The 18029-nt window shown below is 45.7% G+C and carries 16 protein-coding genes and 2 pseudogenes; 5 read left to right on the forward strand and 13 right to left on the reverse strand.

Annotated elements, in window-relative coordinates:
• The first annotated feature begins 10 nt into the window (after positions 1-10).
• On the forward strand, positions 11-487 hold the full coding sequence (locus tag ACSR9A_RS27720; RefSeq protein WP_473761326.1) for a hypothetical protein: 477 nt from the start codon (positions 11-13) through the stop codon (positions 485-487).
• Positions 488-566: 79 nt separating this feature from the next.
• Here the strand turns inward: ACSR9A_RS27720 and ACSR9A_RS27725 are convergent, their stop codons facing one another.
• The 5 genes from ACSR9A_RS27725 to ACSR9A_RS27745 all read right to left on the reverse strand — a co-directional run bounded on the left by ACSR9A_RS27725 (position 567) and on the right by ACSR9A_RS27745 (position 5471).
• Positions 567-980 carry a VOC family protein gene (locus ACSR9A_RS27725; RefSeq protein WP_473761328.1) on the reverse strand — a complete coding sequence of 138 codons (414 nt, stop codon included), beginning with the start codon at positions 978-980 and terminating at the stop codon, positions 567-569.
• 42 nt (positions 981-1022) lie between these two features.
• Complete coding sequence (locus ACSR9A_RS27730) at positions 1023-1949, reverse strand: hypothetical protein (protein WP_473761330.1); 927 nt, start codon at positions 1947-1949, stop codon at positions 1023-1025.
• 122 nt (positions 1950-2071) lie between these two features.
• On the reverse strand, positions 2072-3229 hold the full coding sequence (locus ACSR9A_RS27735) for a glycerate kinase (RefSeq protein WP_473761332.1): 1158 nt from the start codon (positions 3227-3229) through the stop codon (positions 2072-2074).
• A gap of 111 nt (positions 3230-3340) precedes the next feature.
• The gene (locus ACSR9A_RS27740; RefSeq protein WP_473761334.1) at positions 3341-4933 is read right to left on the reverse strand and encodes a DUF4179 domain-containing protein; all 1593 of its coding nucleotides are present in this window, start codon (positions 4931-4933) and stop codon (positions 3341-3343) included.
• Positions 4905-5471 carry an RNA polymerase sigma factor gene (locus tag ACSR9A_RS27745; RefSeq protein ID WP_473761336.1) on the reverse strand — a complete coding sequence of 189 codons (567 nt, stop codon included), beginning with the start codon at positions 5469-5471 and terminating at the stop codon, positions 4905-4907. Before ACSR9A_RS27745 ends, ACSR9A_RS27740 begins: the two co-directional genes overlap by 29 nt.
• A 493-nt stretch (positions 5472-5964) precedes the next feature.
• On the opposite strand from ACSR9A_RS27745, the gene ACSR9A_RS27750 reads away from it, so the two are divergent.
• On the forward strand, positions 5965-7038 hold the full coding sequence (locus ACSR9A_RS27750) for a hypothetical protein (RefSeq protein WP_473761338.1): 1074 nt from the start codon (positions 5965-5967) through the stop codon (positions 7036-7038).
• Positions 7039-7047: 9 nt separating this feature from the next.
• Here the strand turns inward: ACSR9A_RS27750 and ACSR9A_RS27755 are convergent, their stop codons facing one another.
• The 4 genes from ACSR9A_RS27755 to ACSR9A_RS27770 form a co-directional block, all read right to left on the reverse strand.
• Positions 7048-7287, reverse strand: a complete 240-nt coding sequence (locus tag ACSR9A_RS27755; protein WP_473761340.1) for a helix-turn-helix domain-containing protein — start codon at positions 7285-7287, stop codon at positions 7048-7050.
• Between the two features lie 260 nt (positions 7288-7547).
• Positions 7548-8576 carry an NAD(P)/FAD-dependent oxidoreductase gene (locus ACSR9A_RS27760; RefSeq protein ID WP_473761342.1) on the reverse strand — a complete coding sequence of 343 codons (1029 nt, stop codon included), beginning with the start codon at positions 8574-8576 and terminating at the stop codon, positions 7548-7550.
• Positions 8577-9602 (reverse strand): ABC transporter substrate-binding protein, encoded by a 1026-nt coding sequence (locus ACSR9A_RS27765; RefSeq protein WP_473761344.1) that lies wholly within the window; start codon positions 9600-9602, stop codon positions 8577-8579.
• Between the two features lie 96 nt (positions 9603-9698).
• Positions 9699-11339 (reverse strand): ABC transporter substrate-binding protein, encoded by a 1641-nt coding sequence (locus ACSR9A_RS27770; RefSeq protein ID WP_473761346.1) that lies wholly within the window; start codon positions 11337-11339, stop codon positions 9699-9701.
• A 219-nt stretch (positions 11340-11558) separates the two neighbouring features.
• Here ACSR9A_RS27770 and ACSR9A_RS27775 point away from each other — a divergent pair.
• Positions 11559-11810: pseudogene (locus ACSR9A_RS27775) on the forward strand (SDR family NAD(P)-dependent oxidoreductase); the annotation flags it as partial.
• Positions 11811-11889: 79 nt separating this feature from the next.
• On the opposite strand, the gene ACSR9A_RS27780 reads toward ACSR9A_RS27775, so the two are convergent.
• Positions 11890-12543 (reverse strand): GntR family transcriptional regulator, encoded by a 654-nt coding sequence (locus tag ACSR9A_RS27780; protein ID WP_473761348.1) that lies wholly within the window; start codon positions 12541-12543, stop codon positions 11890-11892.
• Positions 12544-13113: 570 nt separating this feature from the next.
• Between ACSR9A_RS27780 and ACSR9A_RS27785 the strand changes: the two genes are divergently transcribed.
• Complete coding sequence (locus ACSR9A_RS27785; RefSeq protein WP_473761350.1) at positions 13114-13569, forward strand: AraC family transcriptional regulator; 456 nt, start codon at positions 13114-13116, stop codon at positions 13567-13569.
• A gap of 109 nt (positions 13570-13678) precedes the next feature.
• Here the strand turns inward: ACSR9A_RS27785 and ACSR9A_RS27790 are convergent.
• Positions 13679-13798 (reverse strand): annotated as a pseudogene (locus ACSR9A_RS27790) (carbohydrate ABC transporter permease); the annotation flags it as partial.
• A gap of 55 nt (positions 13799-13853) precedes the next feature.
• On the opposite strand from ACSR9A_RS27790, the gene ACSR9A_RS27795 reads away from it, so the two are divergent.
• The gene (locus ACSR9A_RS27795; RefSeq protein ID WP_473761352.1) at positions 13854-14669 is read left to right on the forward strand and encodes a helix-turn-helix domain-containing protein; all 816 of its coding nucleotides are present in this window, start codon (positions 13854-13856) and stop codon (positions 14667-14669) included.
• Between the two features lie 28 nt (positions 14670-14697).
• Here ACSR9A_RS27795 and ACSR9A_RS27800 read toward each other — a convergent pair whose 3' ends face one another.
• On the reverse strand, positions 14698-16275 hold the full coding sequence (locus ACSR9A_RS27800) for a response regulator (RefSeq protein WP_473761354.1): 1578 nt from the start codon (positions 16273-16275) through the stop codon (positions 14698-14700).
• Positions 16250-18019: a cache domain-containing sensor histidine kinase gene (locus ACSR9A_RS27805; RefSeq protein ID WP_473761356.1), complete on the reverse strand. Its 1770-nt coding sequence runs from the start codon at positions 18017-18019 to the stop codon at positions 16250-16252. Before ACSR9A_RS27805 ends, ACSR9A_RS27800 begins: the two co-directional genes overlap by 26 nt.
• Positions 18020-18029 lie beyond the last annotated feature (10 nt).

Raw genomic sequence — 18029 nt, forward strand, 5'->3', positions numbered from 1 at the left:
GGTTGTCTCTATGAAAAAGATCGATAGACGATGGTTAGGCGGAGTGGCCCTTATATTGTCCCTGTTCACTCTATCAGCGTGTGGCTCTTCGGGACCGACACAGACGGATTTTGACAGCCTGCAGGAGCGGGTTGCGGGACTGGAGCAGCAGCTCGAAGCTAAGGAACAAGAGCTTAAAGAGCTGCAAGCTACGGTTGTAGCTCTTAATCAATCTGGCAGCAGCGTCAATGCCTCTGCGCCAAGCGATAATGGTCCTGCAGACAAAGGGGATGATGTTCGAATTACCTTTGATCAGTATCAGCAGATTGAGATTGGCATGACCTATGATGAGGTGAAGGTTATTGTTGGCGGCAACGGCAGAGCTTTGAGCGAAACCGCAGATATGGTCGTTTACTCCTATTATGGTGCCGGGGATACAGGGGCGAATGCTGTACTCTCTTTCAATAAAGGAAAGCTGTTATCCAAAGCACAAGCAGGACTCGACTAAAACGGACGATTGGGCAAAAAGAACAGACAGCCTTCACTCATTAATAACATGAGATGCGGACTGTCTGTTTGTTTAATTTCTACTGTGGACTCGCTTCAATGGGATTGAGCGCAAACAACGAATGAATATTGCCTTCCGGATCAGCGAAAAAGCCTGTTGTATGTCCCCAAGACTTTATTTGAGGCGCTGTAATCGCTGTAGCTCCTTTGGAGACAAATTCATCATAAAGAGCATAAACCTCCTCTGGAGAAGAACATTGAAAATTAAGCTCAAATGCCTGCCCCTTATGCTCTTCTTTAAAAGAAGGATGGTTGTTCGTATTATCCGCCATTAGCGGCTTGGAGCATATCGCCAAACGAACCCCGTTATTTTCAAACTCCGCATAATGCCCTTCTTCCACAACCGTCTGAAATCCGAGCACTTCACGATAAAAGCTGGCCAAACGGGATACATCATTCGATAATACAGTAATGCCTTCTAATTGTACTTTCATCCTTGCAGCTCCCCTACTCGCTTTGTCCTATTAGCCACCTAACTAAACTAATTCTTCGATCGCCACTTGATACAAGCAGCTGCCTTCACTAAACAGCAAGCGGTCTTCTCGAAAATCCCGGGTATGCGGTTTAAGCAGCTCCCCCTGCTCATTCAAAAAATGGATCTTGTGCCCTGCACTCAAGCGGCCTAGTTTTTCATTTTTCTTCAAAATAAAGGTCTCATGCTTGCCGTAACCGCCATCAAACAAAAAATGGTACCCGTCCGTACAAAACCCGGCAGAGCCGGAAATATGCGGGTCCATAAAGGAAACCTTGGCCTGCTCGGGTCCACCGGAAATACGGCCTAGCAAGAAGTCCGTATAAAAGTAGAACCAGACCTCTTGTTCATTCACAACATTCAGCGCATAGCAATCGGCGATGTCCGACGTATGGTCTTCATATATTTTGTTGCCAAGCTCATCCCAAGCCAGGAGACCCTGGGACCCGATTGGATTCCCCCACCCATTATTTCCAAAGACGCCTTCGTCGAAATAACTGGTCCAAATGGTGCCTTTCTCCGTTACCTGCACACTCTGAATGCCATCTCCCAGCAAAAACTCGCGAACGGTCTCGCCTTTATAATTACATACTTTGGCGTTCAGATCATATTTGCCAACACCATAATAAGTGCAGCGCGCGCCGACCAATAGCAGTTGATTCCGCAGCGGCTGGACATAATGATAATTGAAATGCTGGCCCTCCATTACCACTGCTTCCATATAATCGTCTTCTATAACGAGCACCTTGTAGGTGTACGTTTCCTTTAGCACCGAAGGGACGAACATACCTTGTGTCCGTTTCGGGATGTGGTTAATCAGCAGCACATACACACATCCATCTCCGCCAAGCTGGGCCGAAATCACATCAAAACCTTCCATATGTGCTGACATATCCGCATAAGGCTGCAGCTTCACCTTTTTATCAAACATATCCATTCCTCCTCCTCATACTGATCAAAAGCACCGTCTGTATTCAATAACTGAATTATGTCTGAGCGCGGTACTCCTGAACAGGGTAGAAGTATGGCAAAGGCGACACAAGGAAGGCTTGCCTACCTTCTATCGGTAATCAGGCCCAGTTTCAGCACCCTCGCAATATTCTCGGTAGTACGCTCCACATTATCCGGCCCCTCTTTCAGAAGCTTCTCCAAATCGGATGCTCCCGGAACAATGCCGAATACCGCATCAATGCCCTCGGCGTATAACGTTTCGATTCCTTCCCCAATATATCCAGCGATTGCTATGACCGGCTTGCCCGCCTCCTTGGCAGCGCGGGCTACACCGTATGGGGTTTTGCCAAATTTCGTCTGAAAATCGATGCCGCCTTCACCCGTAAACACAATATCGGCCTCAGCCAGCTTGTCTCGCAGCTCCGTATATTCGATTACAATTTCAATGCCCTTGCGCAAAACCGCCTGTGTGAAAATCAACAAGCCTGCGCCCAGCCCGCCGGCTGCGCCTGCTCCCGGTATATCCCGCACATCCTTATGCAACTGCTGCTTCACGACATCTGCATAATGGGACAGGTTGGCGTCCAGCCGCTGCACCATTTCCGGCGTCGCGCCCTTCTGCGGACCAAATACCTGCGAAGCGCCATTCGCCCCGCATAACGGATTCGTCACATCGCAGGCGACAATAAATTGCACTTCCCGCAAACGCTCGTCCAGATTCGACACATCGATACGGGTCAAGTGGTCAAGAGCCCCTCCCCCGCGCGCAAGCGCATTTCCCTCTGCATCAAGAAATTTCGCGCCGAGCGCTTCAGCCATCCCGGTTCCTCCATCGTTGGTAGCACTGCCGCCAATCCCGATAATAATTTTGCGAATTCCCTGATCCAAGCAAGCCTGAATCAATTCGCCTGTCCCGTAGGTGGTCGTGCAAAGCGGATTTCTCGTTTGCTTGTTCACCAGATGAATGCCACTGGCCGATGCCATCTCGATGACCGCCATTGCACCATCACCCAGAATGCCATATGCTGCGGCTACAGTCTGGCCAAGCGGCCCGCTTACTTCTTTATAATGAATCGTACCGCCGGATGCATCCACAAGGGATTGCATCGTCCCTTCCCCTCCGTCAGCCATTGGAACATGAATATAACCTGCTGTCGGATAGACTTTGCGCAACCCTTTTTCCATCGCCATACACACTTCTTTTGCTGTCATGCTTTCCTTGAATGAATCTGGTGCCAGCACAAATATCGTTTCCTTCATTCCCCTTCACTCCATCATGTCAACTTCACCTTGCTCTACTTCATGATCCGCTACCTTAATACCTTTATTTTTGAGCTTCGTTCAGTTAAATAAACATCCATTACTGCTTGCTTATTGCGGAATGACACCAGTCGTTCCGGTAGACGGAATGACGAACGACAAGTCAGCATCCTTGTACTGGCGATTGATGACGGTGCGTTTGATCGTCAGTTGTTTCGGCATGCTGTTCATGCCACTCATCATAAATTGGAGATCAGCACCGTCGTCCAAATTCAGATTATCAGGACTATATCCCCCGCCAGCATACATCTGGTATTCCTTGCCGTTCTCGTCAACGGCGATCCAAGTACCCGACGCAAAGTTGGGGTTGCTGAACGTGCCGCCAATTGGAATTCTTCCGTAGCCATCTGAATCGATCGTCAATCCTTTGAGTAGGAGTGAATCGCCAGCGTCTTCGAAAAGGGCAGGATTTTCGGGCGAAGCTTTAGACGGATCAAAAATGATCGAGGCCTCGCTTTTTTCACGGATTACATAGCTATCCAGTACAAACCGGATCTGCTGCTTGTCATAGGCAAAATCATTAAATTGGTAAAACCATTTCGTCAGACCGCTCCATCGGTCAAGCTCGTAGCGACGGCTTGAAAATTCCATTTCCGTCATGCTTGGGCTCTTCTCGAGCACATGGCCTTGTTCATCTTCCAGATGGTAATTAAGCAAATGAAATCCACTTTGACCGTTTATTGCACGGCTTGCCGCATCTGGCGTCAGCGACGTCGTAAACTCGAGCGAGCCTCCGCTCGGCGTACGGGTTGCTCCTTGCATCTGAATCCGAATGCCGCTTGGCGTCTCATAAGAAATGTCGATAGGGGTGAGTAGCGTCTGGGTTTTGGCCTTGCTCAAATCGACATCGACCCGCAGCGTCCATTGCCCTTTGACCGTCTTAGACGAAAAGCCGTCCGAACCCGGTGTTCCTTGATGCAAGGCGATCTGTTTAATGTAAGCGTCGAGCTGCAGCTTGTCCTTCAATACTGGCCGTCTAAAAACAAATTCGAACCTGCTCGTGGTCGTATTGCCTCCGGTACTAATCCCATAAGGGATATCTCCAATATGTCCCCTATCTACATCAAATAGGTTAAAATTCCCATCTACAGATTGAATTTCGCCAGCTACCGCATTTCCTTTCGCATCATAAATGTCGATTCCCACAATGAGACGGGTCGAATCGGCTATCACTTCGTTGACCTTCAGCGTATAGCCTTGATCCTCGGCGCTGGCGTCGGAATGCTGTACCAATCCTGCTTCCTGCATCTGCTTCATGCCGCTATCCACATAGCTGTTCTGGGCAAAAAGCGACCGCACCATATCCGCAAGCGTCGGCTGTGCGTATAACAGCGTGCTTCCCGCGAGTACAACGGCAGCGGCGGCAAGCCCCCAAGCTTTGCGTCTCGATGACCTTCTGGCCGCTTGCTTTCTTTTCACTTGGTAGGCAATGGAAGAGGCACCCGGCTCGAAATCAATTAAATTGCCATTTTCCACTGGCTCTATGTCAATGCCCTCCAGCTCCAACATCACCCTATCGGTAAAATCATCTTGAAGCTTGTCCTCGAACAAGACGTTTTCTATTTTCTTATCTTCCTCTGTCGCTGTTCCAACCCCCGCTTTAGGATCGACTTTTTCAGCTTTTGTACGATTCCAAAATGTCATAACGTTGTCCCTCCTTGGCTTCTACCATTTTCCGCAGCCTGATTTTAGCGCGGTGAATGATGTTGGTGACCTGCCTTATCGACATGCCCGTTACGCTGGCGATTTCCTCGTGGCTCAACTGGTTCGTGTAGCGGAGTACCAGCACCAGCCGATAATGCTCAGGCAGCCTCTCGAGCAGGCGGCCGAGCTCAGAGCGCAGCTCTTTTTGCAGCAGCTTGGCTTCTGGTGTCTGGCGTTCGCAGCCTTCATTCAATACGGTGGATTCTGGTTTTTTCCGCCGCCAGCCGTCCTTCTGCAAATTAACAGCGATTGTATAAAGCCAGCCAGCAAAGCTTTGCACCGGATTATGCGATGCCAGCTTGCGGTACGCCTTGAGCAGCGTCTCCTGCGTTAAATCCTCAGCGTCAGCCTCGGAAGCTCCCATTTTGCGAAATAGCCCGTAAAGCTTATTCTGATAGCGCCGGACGATATCTGCGTACGCTTGTTTATTTCCGTTCAGCACGGCTTCGATAATCATATGATCGTCTCTCAGCTCCACTTGCTCCCCTCCTTTTACGGCACAGCTTTTGTTTATCTCACTGCTAAGACTCCCCATCCCTGCACATTCTCTCACTTGATTTTAAAAGTTTCTGAGCCTAATGTGGAGAATTGGCATTTATTTCAGTAAAAAAAGCCAGCTGGCCGCAGAAACAGCTGGCTTACCGACTAAGACACGTGTACGGCACAAAGTTAGATTTGGCGGACTCAGCAGACGCTAATGCACTTCCCATAGCCATTTTGCCGGGATTATTAGATCGGTTACGGCTCTCCTGTCCGCTTAAAGCCCGAAATCGTTGAAAAAGCCAGAATAGCGGCGCCTCAGTCCGCCAAAAAAAGGGGCGAGCTTTCCGAGCCGCGTGGCCTCAGCAACAATAGTCTTAGTCATTAAGCTAGAAGCAGCAGTCCGACTCTATTTTGTAGGCGCGCCCTAGTATTTGGAAGATGCATAGAAATAGATTAAAATAAAGCTATTATTGAAAAGGGGTGGGAATATGCCATTTCAGCTTATTTCTTTGCCAGCACTTAGCGCCTCCCCAGGCTCCATCGCTGTTATGCATCCTTTGCCCGATGAGCAAAATAGGTCAGTGCTTGCCTTAAATCATGCATGTGAATTATGGAAGCTGAATCTTGCTACAGGACTTGCTGAACAACTGCTTCAGATTGACATCCCTGAGCTAATTACTTATCATCCGGTGCAAATCGTCGTCAGTAAAGATGGGCAATATGCAGCGGTGTCGAACCGTTTTGGCCGTCACGCGGCGGTTTATGATTTAATAGCCCGCCAACCAATCATGAAGCTGTCTCGCGATGACTACCATTCAGAGGTATGTACCTTTCCGTTAGCTTTTGCCAAGATTGACGGGCGTTCGCCACTTATTCATGGCACAGAATGGAACCGTCTAGACTTGACTGATGTGAAGTCAGGGGAGCTTCTAAGCAACCGTCCCCAGACCAACTATGACGACGATGGCTATCTTAATTATTTTCATGGCAAGCTTTACGTGTCACAGGATCAGCATTGGGTCGTAGATACGGGCTGGGTATGGCAACCGGTCGGTGTTATTCGGTTCTGGAATGTGCGAGATTGGATGAACAACGCTCGTGAGTCGGAAGATGGCGCTTCCGTAGGCACACCTTGGCACATGCTTGTGGACTGGGATTTGCCCGTCGCTTGGGTAGATGCACACACTATGGCAATCTGGGGACAAGTGGATGGCGATTTTTTCGATGAGGAGGACTTGCCGGATGAAGGCGCATTGCCTGTCGTTATTTTGTTCAATGTGGTGACGGGTGAACGCTCTATTTTATTAAAAGAGGCTCCTGCCTATGAGACCACTTCGCAGCAAGAGGGTGTGTTTCCTCATCCACAAGGACAATTAGCAGCAGATGGCGTTCGCTTGTTCTTATGGGGAAAAGGGCTGAATATGACCGTATGGAACAGGCATGACGGTGTACCAGAAGCGACGGAGAAAGACTTCTGTCCCGATATATATCATGAAGAGGCGAGGCTATTTTTACAATTGGATTTGAAGGGCGAAATTTCAGCTTGGCGGTATACGCCCTAGATGAGCCTCCTATTCGACTCTGGGAGGTACTTCGGCTTCGATCACGATTAATTCATACAGGTCATTTACCGAGCATCCAATCGTATCAGCGATGGAAATCGCTGTCTTCAAGGGCATCATTCTTTTATTTTCTATAAAATCGTTTATCCGTTCGTGTTTATAATGCAGCACTTTGATTAATTGACCAATGGTCATGTGTGCTTCCGCTAATCGCTCAAGCAGCAAGCAGCGCCCAAGTTCAAGCTTCATTTTATCTCCTCCTAGTACTATATTTGGCCTATTCATAAGAAAGTGGATCCGCTACCTGTTTCCGCCCTTAAAATAATTCCCAAATGTTCGCCACTTTATCAATTTCGAACAGCAACTACTATTTTACCCTGAGGATGGCGAAAATGAAGGCTTTGGCGGACAATTTCTGTGCCGCAGCGTCCGTGTCAGTTGGGGAAATTAAACAAGGCTGACGCCGGTCAATGACCGATGTCAGCCTTGTGCTGTATATTTCCTGCAAGCTACTGTTGCAGAAGCGCTTTATTTTTATCAAAAAAACGGGCATTATGCGAGGAAACACCAGCCATATCAGAAGCCGCTGGCTCAAGATAAAGCTTTGCGCTATTGACGGCTAACACGGCATCATTAAAGGCGCCTGCGATTAACCGCACTTTACTGCCGTAGGTAATAAAATCGCCAGCTCCAAAAATGCCAGAAACGCTCGTCCTCATTCGCGCATCCACCGATACGCCATAGTCCTCCCTTTCTAATCCCCAGTTCGACAAATTGCCAAAGTCGCGATCATATCCATGACTCACGATGATTTCATCGACTTCTATTTGCTCGATTACACCAGTCTCCACATGAACGAGCTCGACATGTTCAATATGATCACCCGCTCCATATAAACGTGAAATGCTATATGGTATTTTCACCTGGCATGCTGCTCTCATCTGCTCTACAGGCAGTTCGTGTGCTGTAAATTCATGTCTTCGATGAACAACGATGACCTGCTTGGCCAATTTTGAAATTTCATTGGCCCAGTCAATCGCAGAATCACCTCCGCCTGAAATCAGGACACGTTTATCGGCAAATCTCGACAAATCGGTCACCGTATAATGAAGGTTCGTCAATTCATAGCGATTGGCACCTTCAATATCCAGCTTCTGAACCTGCGTCATCCCCCTACCCGCACACAATAATATCGTACGCGTATAATGGCGCTCGCCTGTTTTGGAGATCAACACAAAAGTCTGATCCTCCCGGCGCTCTAACGAAGCAATCTCCTGGCCAAAGACGAGGGTGGGGTCAAAGGTTTTCGCTTGCTTTTCTAAAGATTCAATCAATTTTTCACAGTGTATCGGCTCGACTCCGCCAACATCCCAAACCAGCTTCTCGGGATAGGTGCGCATAAATCCGCCAAGCTGCTCTTTGGCCTCGATGATTTTTGTGCGCATCGCTCTCATACCGCTGTAAAAAGCTGCGTACATGCCCGCAGGGCCGCCGCCAATGATCGTAATATCGTAGATATCCTGCTGCCTCGTATTCATTTAAGGAACCAGCTTTTCTACGATATAATCCATGAGCAGGCCTGAACCAATAGGACCCGTACCTTGCACAAAATCATTGGTCTTTAATGTGAATACTCGATTATTTTTAACCGCATCGAGATTTTTCCACAGCGCACTTTGTTCTAAACTTTTCATGGAATCTGTCGTGTCATAGTCCTTTAATACTCTCTGTTCAACGAAAATGTAATCCGGGTTAATATCTGGCAAAATTTCTAATGAAAATGGCGTAAACCAATCCTTCGACTCTTTTAAAATTTCGGGTATATTCAAGCCTAGTGTTTGATAGAAGAATCTGCTGCTGTCCCCCGATTGCGAGCCCAAATAACGATATCGGTCATGCTCTACACGAAGCACCAGCACCGTTTGGTCACCGAGTGCCTGCTGTAATTTCTGCTTAGCCTGCAATGCTTTATTATCAAAAGTAGTTACCACTTTCTCGGCTTCGGTTTCCTTATCAAACAACTGGGCCAATTTAGGCATTACATCTTCCATCTGACTGTTTGAGTCCACAGCAACGGTAGGTGCAATTTTAGTCAGCTCATCATAGGCCGTCTGCTCCATGCCTGCCCCACGCTCAATGATCAGATCCGGAGATAAACTGAGCAATTGCTCATAGTTATACTGGTACAGCTCGCCATTAATCATTTGAACCCCATGCTCTTCAAAATAAGGCGCACGATACGCAGGTTCAACCTCCGGTACGTATACGACCATTTGCGGCGTAATTCCCATCTCAATTAAATATTCGGCATATATCGTGCTCATAACGAGGATATTTTTGGGTTCGGTCGGAATCGTGACTTCGCCAAATAGGCTCTGTACCACTTTAGTGGTTTCTTTGGTCGTTTCTGTGGTCTTATCTGTAGTCGTTTCTTTAATCGCATTGCTTTCTTGTGCTTCTACAGCAGCTTCTTCTTTCGTATTCGTTGAATTGGAGCAGGCAGCTAGCATTAAACTGAGTGCCAACAGCACAACTCCAAGTACCTTCATTAATCGTTTTGACATTATTGCTCTCCCCTTATATTGATAATAATTATCACTTTCAAAGATTATCAAATAAGCAGATATCCTTCCATAGCAAAAGGTGCGTATAGAGGTGGATTATTGTGCTCTATTACTTTTTCCATCCAATAAGTGGCTTACGATTTGTTTTAACACAAGCGCATGTCCAATGAATCCAAAGCCATCCACCCAAAGACTGGTATCTACATAGCAGATCCGGTTATTTTTTACCGCCTTCAAATTTCGCCACTGGTAGCTATCCATTAATTTCTCCATATTTTCATCTGCACTATAATGCTCTATCACACGTTTCTCCACAAATAGATAATCGGGATTGGCATTATACAATTGGTCAATCGAGCACGGGTTAAACCATGCTTTTCCCGACTTTAACGGCTCTGGAATGGCCAAGCCTAATTTTTCATACAGCAATTGGGATACTCTGCTTGAGTTTCCTCCCAAATATCGATACCCAGTAGGCTCTACTCGCAGGACCATAACCGTGGCTCCAGATCGGATGATCGATTGTAATTGATCGCGTGCCGCATCCACCTCATTGTTCATCTGATTATGGCACTTTGCTGCTGCTTCTTGTTTGTCAAATATAGCTGCGAACTGATCAATCAGGATAGATAAATCCACTGTAAGGCCTGTGATAACAGGTGCGATTGTACGCAGCTTCTGCTTCATATCCTCTGTTAAATAACGGCCCACCATTAATTCCGGCTGCGCCTGTTGAATTAATTCCAAATCAAAACCATTTTGCGGAACTTCCAGCAGCTGAACCTGATGGGAGGCAAATAATTGTCGTTGATGCTGCGGCAAAAGCACAGGAGTTACTACCACAGCATGAGGGATGACCCCTAATGCGATTAGAACCTCCGCGTAGAGCGGGGAAAGGGATACGATTTTTCGCTGATGTATCGTCTGCGCATAAAGTCTTGGCGGTACTCCTGCAAGCTGCTTGAAGCGGCGGCTAAAATAATGGGCATCCTCAAAGCCTACCTTTTTGGCAATTTCGTAGGCCTTCGCGGAAGTCAATAACAGCTCTTCCTGTGCGCGATAGACTCGATAATTCGCCAAATAATCCAATGGAGGCCTGCCATATCGTTCGCTGAATTTTCGGGAGTAATGCCACTGGCTTATTCCGGCCATTTCCGCTAATTGCTTGCGTGTAATGATCTCATCATAATGCTCCTGCATGTAGACGATAGAACGCTGCATCCCCTGTGCGGTAGTCTGTCTGTCACTCGGCTGCTTCTGATAAAACTGCTTCAGTAATCCGTATATAAAATGCTGGTTGCCGACCATTGCTTCATTCCTGTCACGAGGAGCATCCTCGCTTAAGTGATGACAGATGCCGGCTAATGCTCCACCCGTTAATTGCGTGATTTGATAGGTGTTCCCTGTTGGCACATGCCATTCAAATTTCATGACCTCTCGTTGTTTATGGAACAGGGCATACGTATGGAATTGAATCTCCCAGCCTGACAGATCCAAATTGCCACCGTCTAAAACCTCAATTAATGAATTTTCTTCTATCGCAATCAAATGGCCAAATGCGACATGGACCTTTTCTCCATTAATATTCCAGATCGCTTGTCCATCAGTCACGAGTATGAACGTATGCAAGGGAATATAGTGAACTTCGCCAACCGTCACCCATTTATCGTTTAATGGATTAGTTGACTCCCATTGAGCGAGCCACTCATTATGTAGTGTTCCTTCGACCTCATTCAAATTCGTTTACCTCCTGATGTGACTTAACGTATTAAAATCCCACGAATTCGCAACGACTCAGATCGTTATTTCTTATCATACAGGATTACTTTTAAATCTCCAGCGTATTTTCCCAACTCGCTTAGCTTCGGGAATAAGAGAGCAATATTTCAAAACCCACTGTGTGATATAACTAACCTTGAATTCTACACGAGGAGATGAGGATATGGGTCAATTGAAACCCAGCAGGCTTTACCGCGCCTGAAGGATGGAGGCCGCATTATCAATATCTCATCTTTTGTTACACGCGTGGCCTCCCCTAGTGTTTTCTCCTACAGCATATCGAAGGGGGCGATAGATACCCTAACGCTTGCCTTGGCTCAGCAGCTTGGCAGCCGTTATATTACGGTGAACGCCATCCAGCCGGGCATTATTAATACAGAGATGAATGCTGGAACGCTGCAGGATCCCCATGGACAAAAAATGGCGGCGTAATGGCTAACTAAGCTCATGAGCAGAAAGAGACAGTCTCCACTTTACGTTGGAGGCTGTCTCTTTCCTTTGCTGTGTTCTATATATTTAAAGATTGTCTCGTCAAAATTTCAAAAGCTTCCTTCGCCTTCTCGAAATCCGCTTGGATGATGGCATGAACCATTTCTTCCAAGTAAATATAACGGCTTTTTGTTCTTTCAACATCTCCCCATTTCATTTGGGAGTACGCATTTGTAATAAAAGTAATATCAGAGTAAAACTTGCTAAATGCTTTATTTTCAGCCACTTGAAACACATAACCGCATAATCGATGAACGTTAACCACGTATTCTAAAATATCCTGTTGCCGCAGTGCCTCTTGCGCCCCGATCAAATACTGCTTAAACTGCGCAAATTTTTCTTCGGTCCACTTTGATTTTGAAAAATCGATTCCAAGCTTAAATAGTTCCACTAAGGCATCGGTATAATCATCCATCTCTTTCTTGGAGATAGCTTTTACATGCACGCCTTTTCTAGGCAGCCGTTCCACAACACCCGTATTTTGCAAAATATAGAAGGACTCTCGAACCGGAATGTTACTTACATTCAATTCTTTCGCTATATTGGTTTCAATCAGCCGAGTCCCTTGTACTAATTCGCCTATAAATATTTTTTTCAATATATGATTCGCTATTTGCTCGGGCAGTGAATTCGTTTGATCACCCATTATTGAAGAAAAATTATAATTATCCATAAGCTATTTCACTTACCCCTTATTAAAAAGATAGACAGCCATTCGGTACGTTGTGATTCAATAACTTAAATATATAAAATCATCTATGTAAGAAATACTCATAGTATGCGCCTTGCATGAGTAATACGATCTCCCCGATAATCCCTATAGCGAAAAAACAGAAATAGTAAGTTGCCGATGACACCTCTTTGTTAAATAGCTCTTTGAAAGCCTGTATAAACACTCGGTCGAATTTGAACCAACTTAGAATCCAGCCAATAATGAGAAAAGTAAGGATCGCCATATCCTACACGCCACCTCCAAATAACGATGTTTGGTTAAGTTTATTCTATTATAGCAGGAAATCCATCAGACCGATAAAAGCGAAAGGTATTGCGTTAAGGAGAAGCTGACACAGCCCTTAAATTTGCTTCTGCAGGTCTTAATCCCGCTAATCTTAGCCGTCAGCTGCGTTTAGATTGCCTTACTATTGAATAGGAATATTGATTATTCAAAAAAAATAATGAATATTATTTTATAGCATGATAGCATTCCAATTGTATTCCAATCTATTTGCGAAAGGAAAAAACAATGGATATTAAAATCGAAACTTTGCCGAAATACCGCATTGCCTATGTGCGACAGGTTGGGCCATATGGTCCTGCCAATTCGCAAGCCATGGAGAAGCTAAAAAATTGGGCCAAAGGGGAATATCTGCTTACTGAATCGACAATCCTGCTCGGAGTGCCGCAAGATAACCCTGAAACAACACTACCGGAAAACTGTCGATATGATGCATGTATTGTCATTTCAAAGGAATATCCAGATGATGATTCCATTTGCGAGGGCCAGCTTGATGGTGGAACGTATGTGATTTGCACAATCAAACATACAGCGGAAGCTATTCAAAGAGCATGGAATGAAATTTTTCCATACTTACAAAACGGCGGATACCAAATGGACGATAAACCGATTTTAGAAAGATATATCGGTGATATGCTTGAGAATGATTTTTGCGAATTATGTGTGCCTGTTAAACCCCTATAATTTCCAATAACATGCAAATGGGGCTATGACAGGTCAATTGCTCACAGCCTGTCATAGCCCCTAAACTCGTGCACGATGCGTTTCTTCAAAAGATTAATCCCAAGCTCACCTATTCTTTCACAGAGCCGATCATGACGCCTTTAACAAAATACTTTTGAACAAATGGGTATATGAGAAGGATCGGTATCGTCGTGATTACGATTAATGTGACTGGCAGAAGTGAAATCAGGTATAATTAAAGTACAATATAAAAAAATGAAAGTAGTGATTCAATGCAGCATTACATGAAACAAATGCTGGTAACAGCCTTGGACCGTACCCTGCCTATTTTCATCGAAACGATGGGATGGAATGAATGGCAGGATGAGTTTGTCCGACCACAAGGTTACCATTGTTATCATTGGCTGCAGACAACCGGAGGAGAAGGTATATTTGAAATTGCGGGCAAAACACTCACCCTAGCGCCAAATCAAGGAATTTTGCTGCCGCCTAATGCTCCGCACCGTTATGTAACCCAAACGCATCCTTGGTCTACCTGGTATATCACATTCAATGGAAACCTCGCACCATTCATTGTTTCCTCTCTCGGTTTGACTACCTCTACTGTGATTAGCTGGGAATCGAACTCCCGACTATCCACTATGCATAAAAGGAGTCGAAATTTGGCAAGACAAAACTTCGATTTCAACGGAATGGATGGTTCGGCCTTTATCTATCGCTTTCTGATGGATCTGAAACGATATGGACAAGTCGATAATCAACGTTCCTTCTCCCAGCATACCGTCAGATTGATGCCATTAATTCAGTTTCTTGAAGAGAACTATTCGAACCCCGCTATTGGATTGCTCCAGTTGGCAGAATATGCTGGTATCAGTTCACAACGATTGAACTACTTATTCAGAGTGACAACAGGGATGAGCCCTTACCAATACCTCATACACTTGCGCATTCAGAAGGCCAAGGAGCACCTGATAAACGATAAAAAGCTCACCGTCAAGGCGGTCGCCTCCTTGGTGGGCTTTTTGGATGCTAGTCATTTTGTATCTACTTTTAGAAAAATTGAATCCATAACTCCGCAGAGTTTTCGCGATCTCAATTAATATCGAGTATAGACTTACTATTATCACCTTATTCTCTAAATTCTTGCGGTGTAACGCCAAAATGCTCCTTAAACACTTTGATAAAATAGGTCGGATTTTTATAGCCCAAACGGTTCGCTACTTCATATATTTTATATCTGCTGTCCTTTAATAAAAATACGGCTTTTTCCATCCGCAACCGCAGCAGGTAGTCTGATATGTTCTCACCTGTTTCTCTCTTAAATACTTTGGATACATGGGTTGGATGCATATAGACGTAATCGGCGATGGCCTGAAGCGAAACGTCCTCAGATAGATGCTCTTGTACAAATTGATGAATTTGAGCCACAACTGAATGGCGGGATGCAGACAGTTCCGTATTCATCTCATTGTGCAGCCTATCCAGCATGCTCGCGGCCCAATACTCCAGCTCGCCAATGCTCTTGATTTCCGCAGATGCATGCAAGGGGTAATCTGCAAGCAATCTGCCGCTCTTATGCACAAAGTATGTGAAAGCAGATTTAAGTGAATAAAATATTTCAAATAGATGTTCGTTTGAGCCGCTGTATTTCACTTTCCATTCACGCAATACTTCCTCCAGCTTCTCTCTTGCAGCCGCCCAGTTGCCCGCCTCAAGCAAATGCGGGAATAGCGGAGGCGAATATAGTGAAGCGACAATATGAGACACTGGTTTCGCATTTTCCTTGCCAAGACGGACAACGAAGTCATTGTCGTAGCCGATTTGCGAACGAACCGTGGCGACGCAGCGCTGATAAAGCTCCTCCACATCGGCTGGAAAAGATCCCACAGGCGATAGAATAACCGAGATGGTTAAATGCAGCAGTTGATTGACAATTCTCCTCATATCGTCTGCAATTCGTTCCAAATAATGATCCTCCAAGCTCCCTGCTCCATGATTCACAATGAACAAGATATGGCCGTATAAATCCTCGCAGCTCCAGCTCTTATAGGTGCCGGACAGCAATTCCTCGACGATATTAGTAACTGCATACCCCATAATGGACATATCCGATAGACCATACCGCTTATCATTATCCTCTATACGAATAAGAATCAGCGACATGGCATCTCCGATCCCGATCTGAATATCATATAAGAGCAATTGTTCATTCAGCTTCCGCTCTTGCCACAATCTCCCCTGAATCAGATTGTTCAATAAATTGGAACGTAAAATAGGCAAATTGCGATAAACCATAGCTTGCGATTGTACAAATGCCATCATTTTCTCTCGTTCCGCAAGCACTGTATGAGCCGCGTCTTTAACGGCAGCGATCAGCTCAACGTCCTTCACTGGCTTGAGCAAATAATGAGACGCCTTATGCTTCACCCCTTGCTGGGCAAATTCAAACTCCGCATGCCCGGTAAGCAGCATACACTCCGTTTGGGGCCATTTCCCCTTAATCGCTCTGATCAGCTCAATCCCATTCATACCTGGCATACGAACATCGGTTAACACAATGTCTGCGGGATTCTTGTCCATGACTTCAAGAGCCTGTTTGCCGGAATATGCGGAAAGCACGGTTGTAATGCCAGCCTCTGCCCAGGATATGCTAGCTGTCATGCTTTCAACCAAGTGCTCTTCATCGTCTACAATCAACAGCTTCATCGTCAACCGCCTCTCCTCTCCAATGCAGCTCTACTCGCAGTCCCGATGCAGCGTTAATCGATAGCTTCAAGCCGGAATCGGCTCCATACCGGAGCTGGAGCCGCCGATGCACATTCATAAGACCACAGCTATCCGCCCCCGCCCCTTCGCCACGACGGCTTGCCAACAGCCTACGAAGGTCCTGCAGCCGCTCGAAGGTCATGGAACCACCATTGTCGTCTACAAGCAATGAATATTCGTTGCCTGTGCATCTACCCGTAATCGTTACAACCCCAACGTCTTCCAAAGCTTCAACCCCGTGGATCAAAGCGTTCTCGACAATGGGCTGCAAAATCAATCTGGGTACGATGAGGGGCATCATGCCGCTCATCACATCGATTCCATAACGAATGCGGCTCATCCTCATTCGATGAATACTAAGGTAATCGGCCGCGTTCTTTAACTCATCCTCCAGCTTAACCAATTGATACTCCACCCGAGTCGTGTAGCGATAATAATCTGACAGGTGATAAGCCATTTCAAGAACCGCGTCTTTCCTATTTAGCTTGGTCATGCTGATGACATAGGTCAAACTGTTATACAAGAAATGCGGATTGATTTGCGATTGCAGCTGCTTGAGCTCTGCTTCGCGCGTATGAAGCTGCTGCTCCAGCACATTCTCGATGAGCTGCTGAATTTGATCGGCCATATCGTTGAATCTGGAAATAATGAGCCTAAATTCGTTATTCACCTGAAGTGGAATTCTTGTTTTGTATTGTCCCATCTTGATCTGCTGTACTCCTTTTACAAGGGCCCGCAAGGGTACTTGTACATTTCGGTACAACAACCAGGATACTGCAATGCCAACGATGAGCAGCAACCCATAGACAAGATAGGCGAATCGATTGGTCATTCGTAATGGAGTTAAAATCTCGGATAAAGGTACTACGTTGACTACATAACCGTCGATCGCTTGTACATCGGAATAAGTAAGCAGATACGAAATTCCGTTTATATTTAAGGTGATATCCCCCTCATCTGCCAGCTGTGTTTGATTTAAAGCGGACACAGCTTCACTAAGAAGATAGGAAGGGAACGAGCTTGTTGCTAAAAATGTATCACTAGACTTATAAAATAAGGCTTCGCCGCTCCCTTGCGACTTAAACTTGTCCAGCATATGAATCACGTTGCTCATGTCAAAGCTGATTTCAATGATGGAATTGGCTTTGGCGATGCCGCCGCCTGCTTCGTAGGGTTCAACGGTCAGGTGGATAACCTTGCCCTGTTTGTCTGTCTGTTCATCGTTCAAAATAAAATTCCAATTTTCCTTACTTAACCTCTGAAGCCGCTCCGGAACAAACGAAGTTCCGTTTACTGTCGATATCGTTTGTCCGGTTTGCGGCGAATAAACGGTTACATCGTTAATCCATTCGGTCGATGCACTTTGCAAATATAGCTTATCCTGAATAATTTTTTTTCGATTAATTTGTTCATAATAGCTGGAAGTCACCAAAGACAAATCTTGAAATTCAATGACGTTCGGATCACGAATCAGGATATTGGTGAATACCTCCAATTGAAGAATAGTATTGTCCAATTGCGTGGCTAAGGTAGAAAGTCTGCTAATGCTTGACTGTTTAATTTGTTCAGTCATCGCATTCTCATTGACTCGATTTGAATATATGGACAAAATTAATACTGGCAGCAAAAATAATATAAGCGAGCCGACTAGTTTGGAAAAAAGACTGCGTTCCTTGTTAATCATTCGCTTCGAC

Source organism: Paenibacillus sp. R-74696, assembly GCF_055814915.1.

Coding starts and splice junctions, on each gene's coding strand:
- ACSR9A_RS27805 (WP_473761356.1), bottom strand. CDS start 18,019: ATGATTAACAAGGAACGCAGTCTTTTTTCCAAACTAGTCGGCTCGCTT.
- ACSR9A_RS27765 (WP_473761344.1), bottom strand. CDS start 9,602: ATGTCAAAACGATTAATGAAGGTACTTGGAGTTGTGCTGTTGGCACTC.
- ACSR9A_RS27760 (WP_473761342.1), bottom strand. CDS start 8,576: ATGAATACGAGGCAGCAGGATATCTACGATATTACGATCATTGGCGGC.
- ACSR9A_RS27730 (WP_473761330.1), bottom strand. CDS start 1,949: ATGTTTGATAAAAAGGTGAAGCTGCAGCCTTATGCGGATATGTCAGCA.
- ACSR9A_RS27755 (WP_473761340.1), bottom strand. CDS start 7,287: ATGAAGCTTGAACTTGGGCGCTGCTTGCTGCTTGAGCGATTAGCGGAA.
- ACSR9A_RS27795 (WP_473761352.1), top strand. CDS start 13,854: ATGAAACAAATGCTGGTAACAGCCTTGGACCGTACCCTGCCTATTTTC.
- ACSR9A_RS27800 (WP_473761354.1), bottom strand. CDS start 16,275: ATGAAGCTGTTGATTGTAGACGATGAAGAGCACTTGGTTGAAAGCATG.
- ACSR9A_RS27785 (WP_473761350.1), top strand. CDS start 13,114: ATGGATATTAAAATCGAAACTTTGCCGAAATACCGCATTGCCTATGTG.
- ACSR9A_RS27780 (WP_473761348.1), bottom strand. CDS start 12,543: ATGGATAATTATAATTTTTCTTCAATAATGGGTGATCAAACGAATTCA.
- ACSR9A_RS27725 (WP_473761328.1), bottom strand. CDS start 980: ATGAAAGTACAATTAGAAGGCATTACTGTATTATCGAATGATGTATCC.
- ACSR9A_RS27735 (WP_473761332.1), bottom strand. CDS start 3,229: ATGAAGGAAACGATATTTGTGCTGGCACCAGATTCATTCAAGGAAAGC.
- ACSR9A_RS27740 (WP_473761334.1), bottom strand. CDS start 4,933: ATGACATTTTGGAATCGTACAAAAGCTGAAAAAGTCGATCCTAAAGCG.
- ACSR9A_RS27720 (WP_473761326.1), top strand. CDS start 11: ATGAAAAAGATCGATAGACGATGGTTAGGCGGAGTGGCCCTTATATTG.
- ACSR9A_RS27750 (WP_473761338.1), top strand. CDS start 5,965: ATGCCATTTCAGCTTATTTCTTTGCCAGCACTTAGCGCCTCCCCAGGC.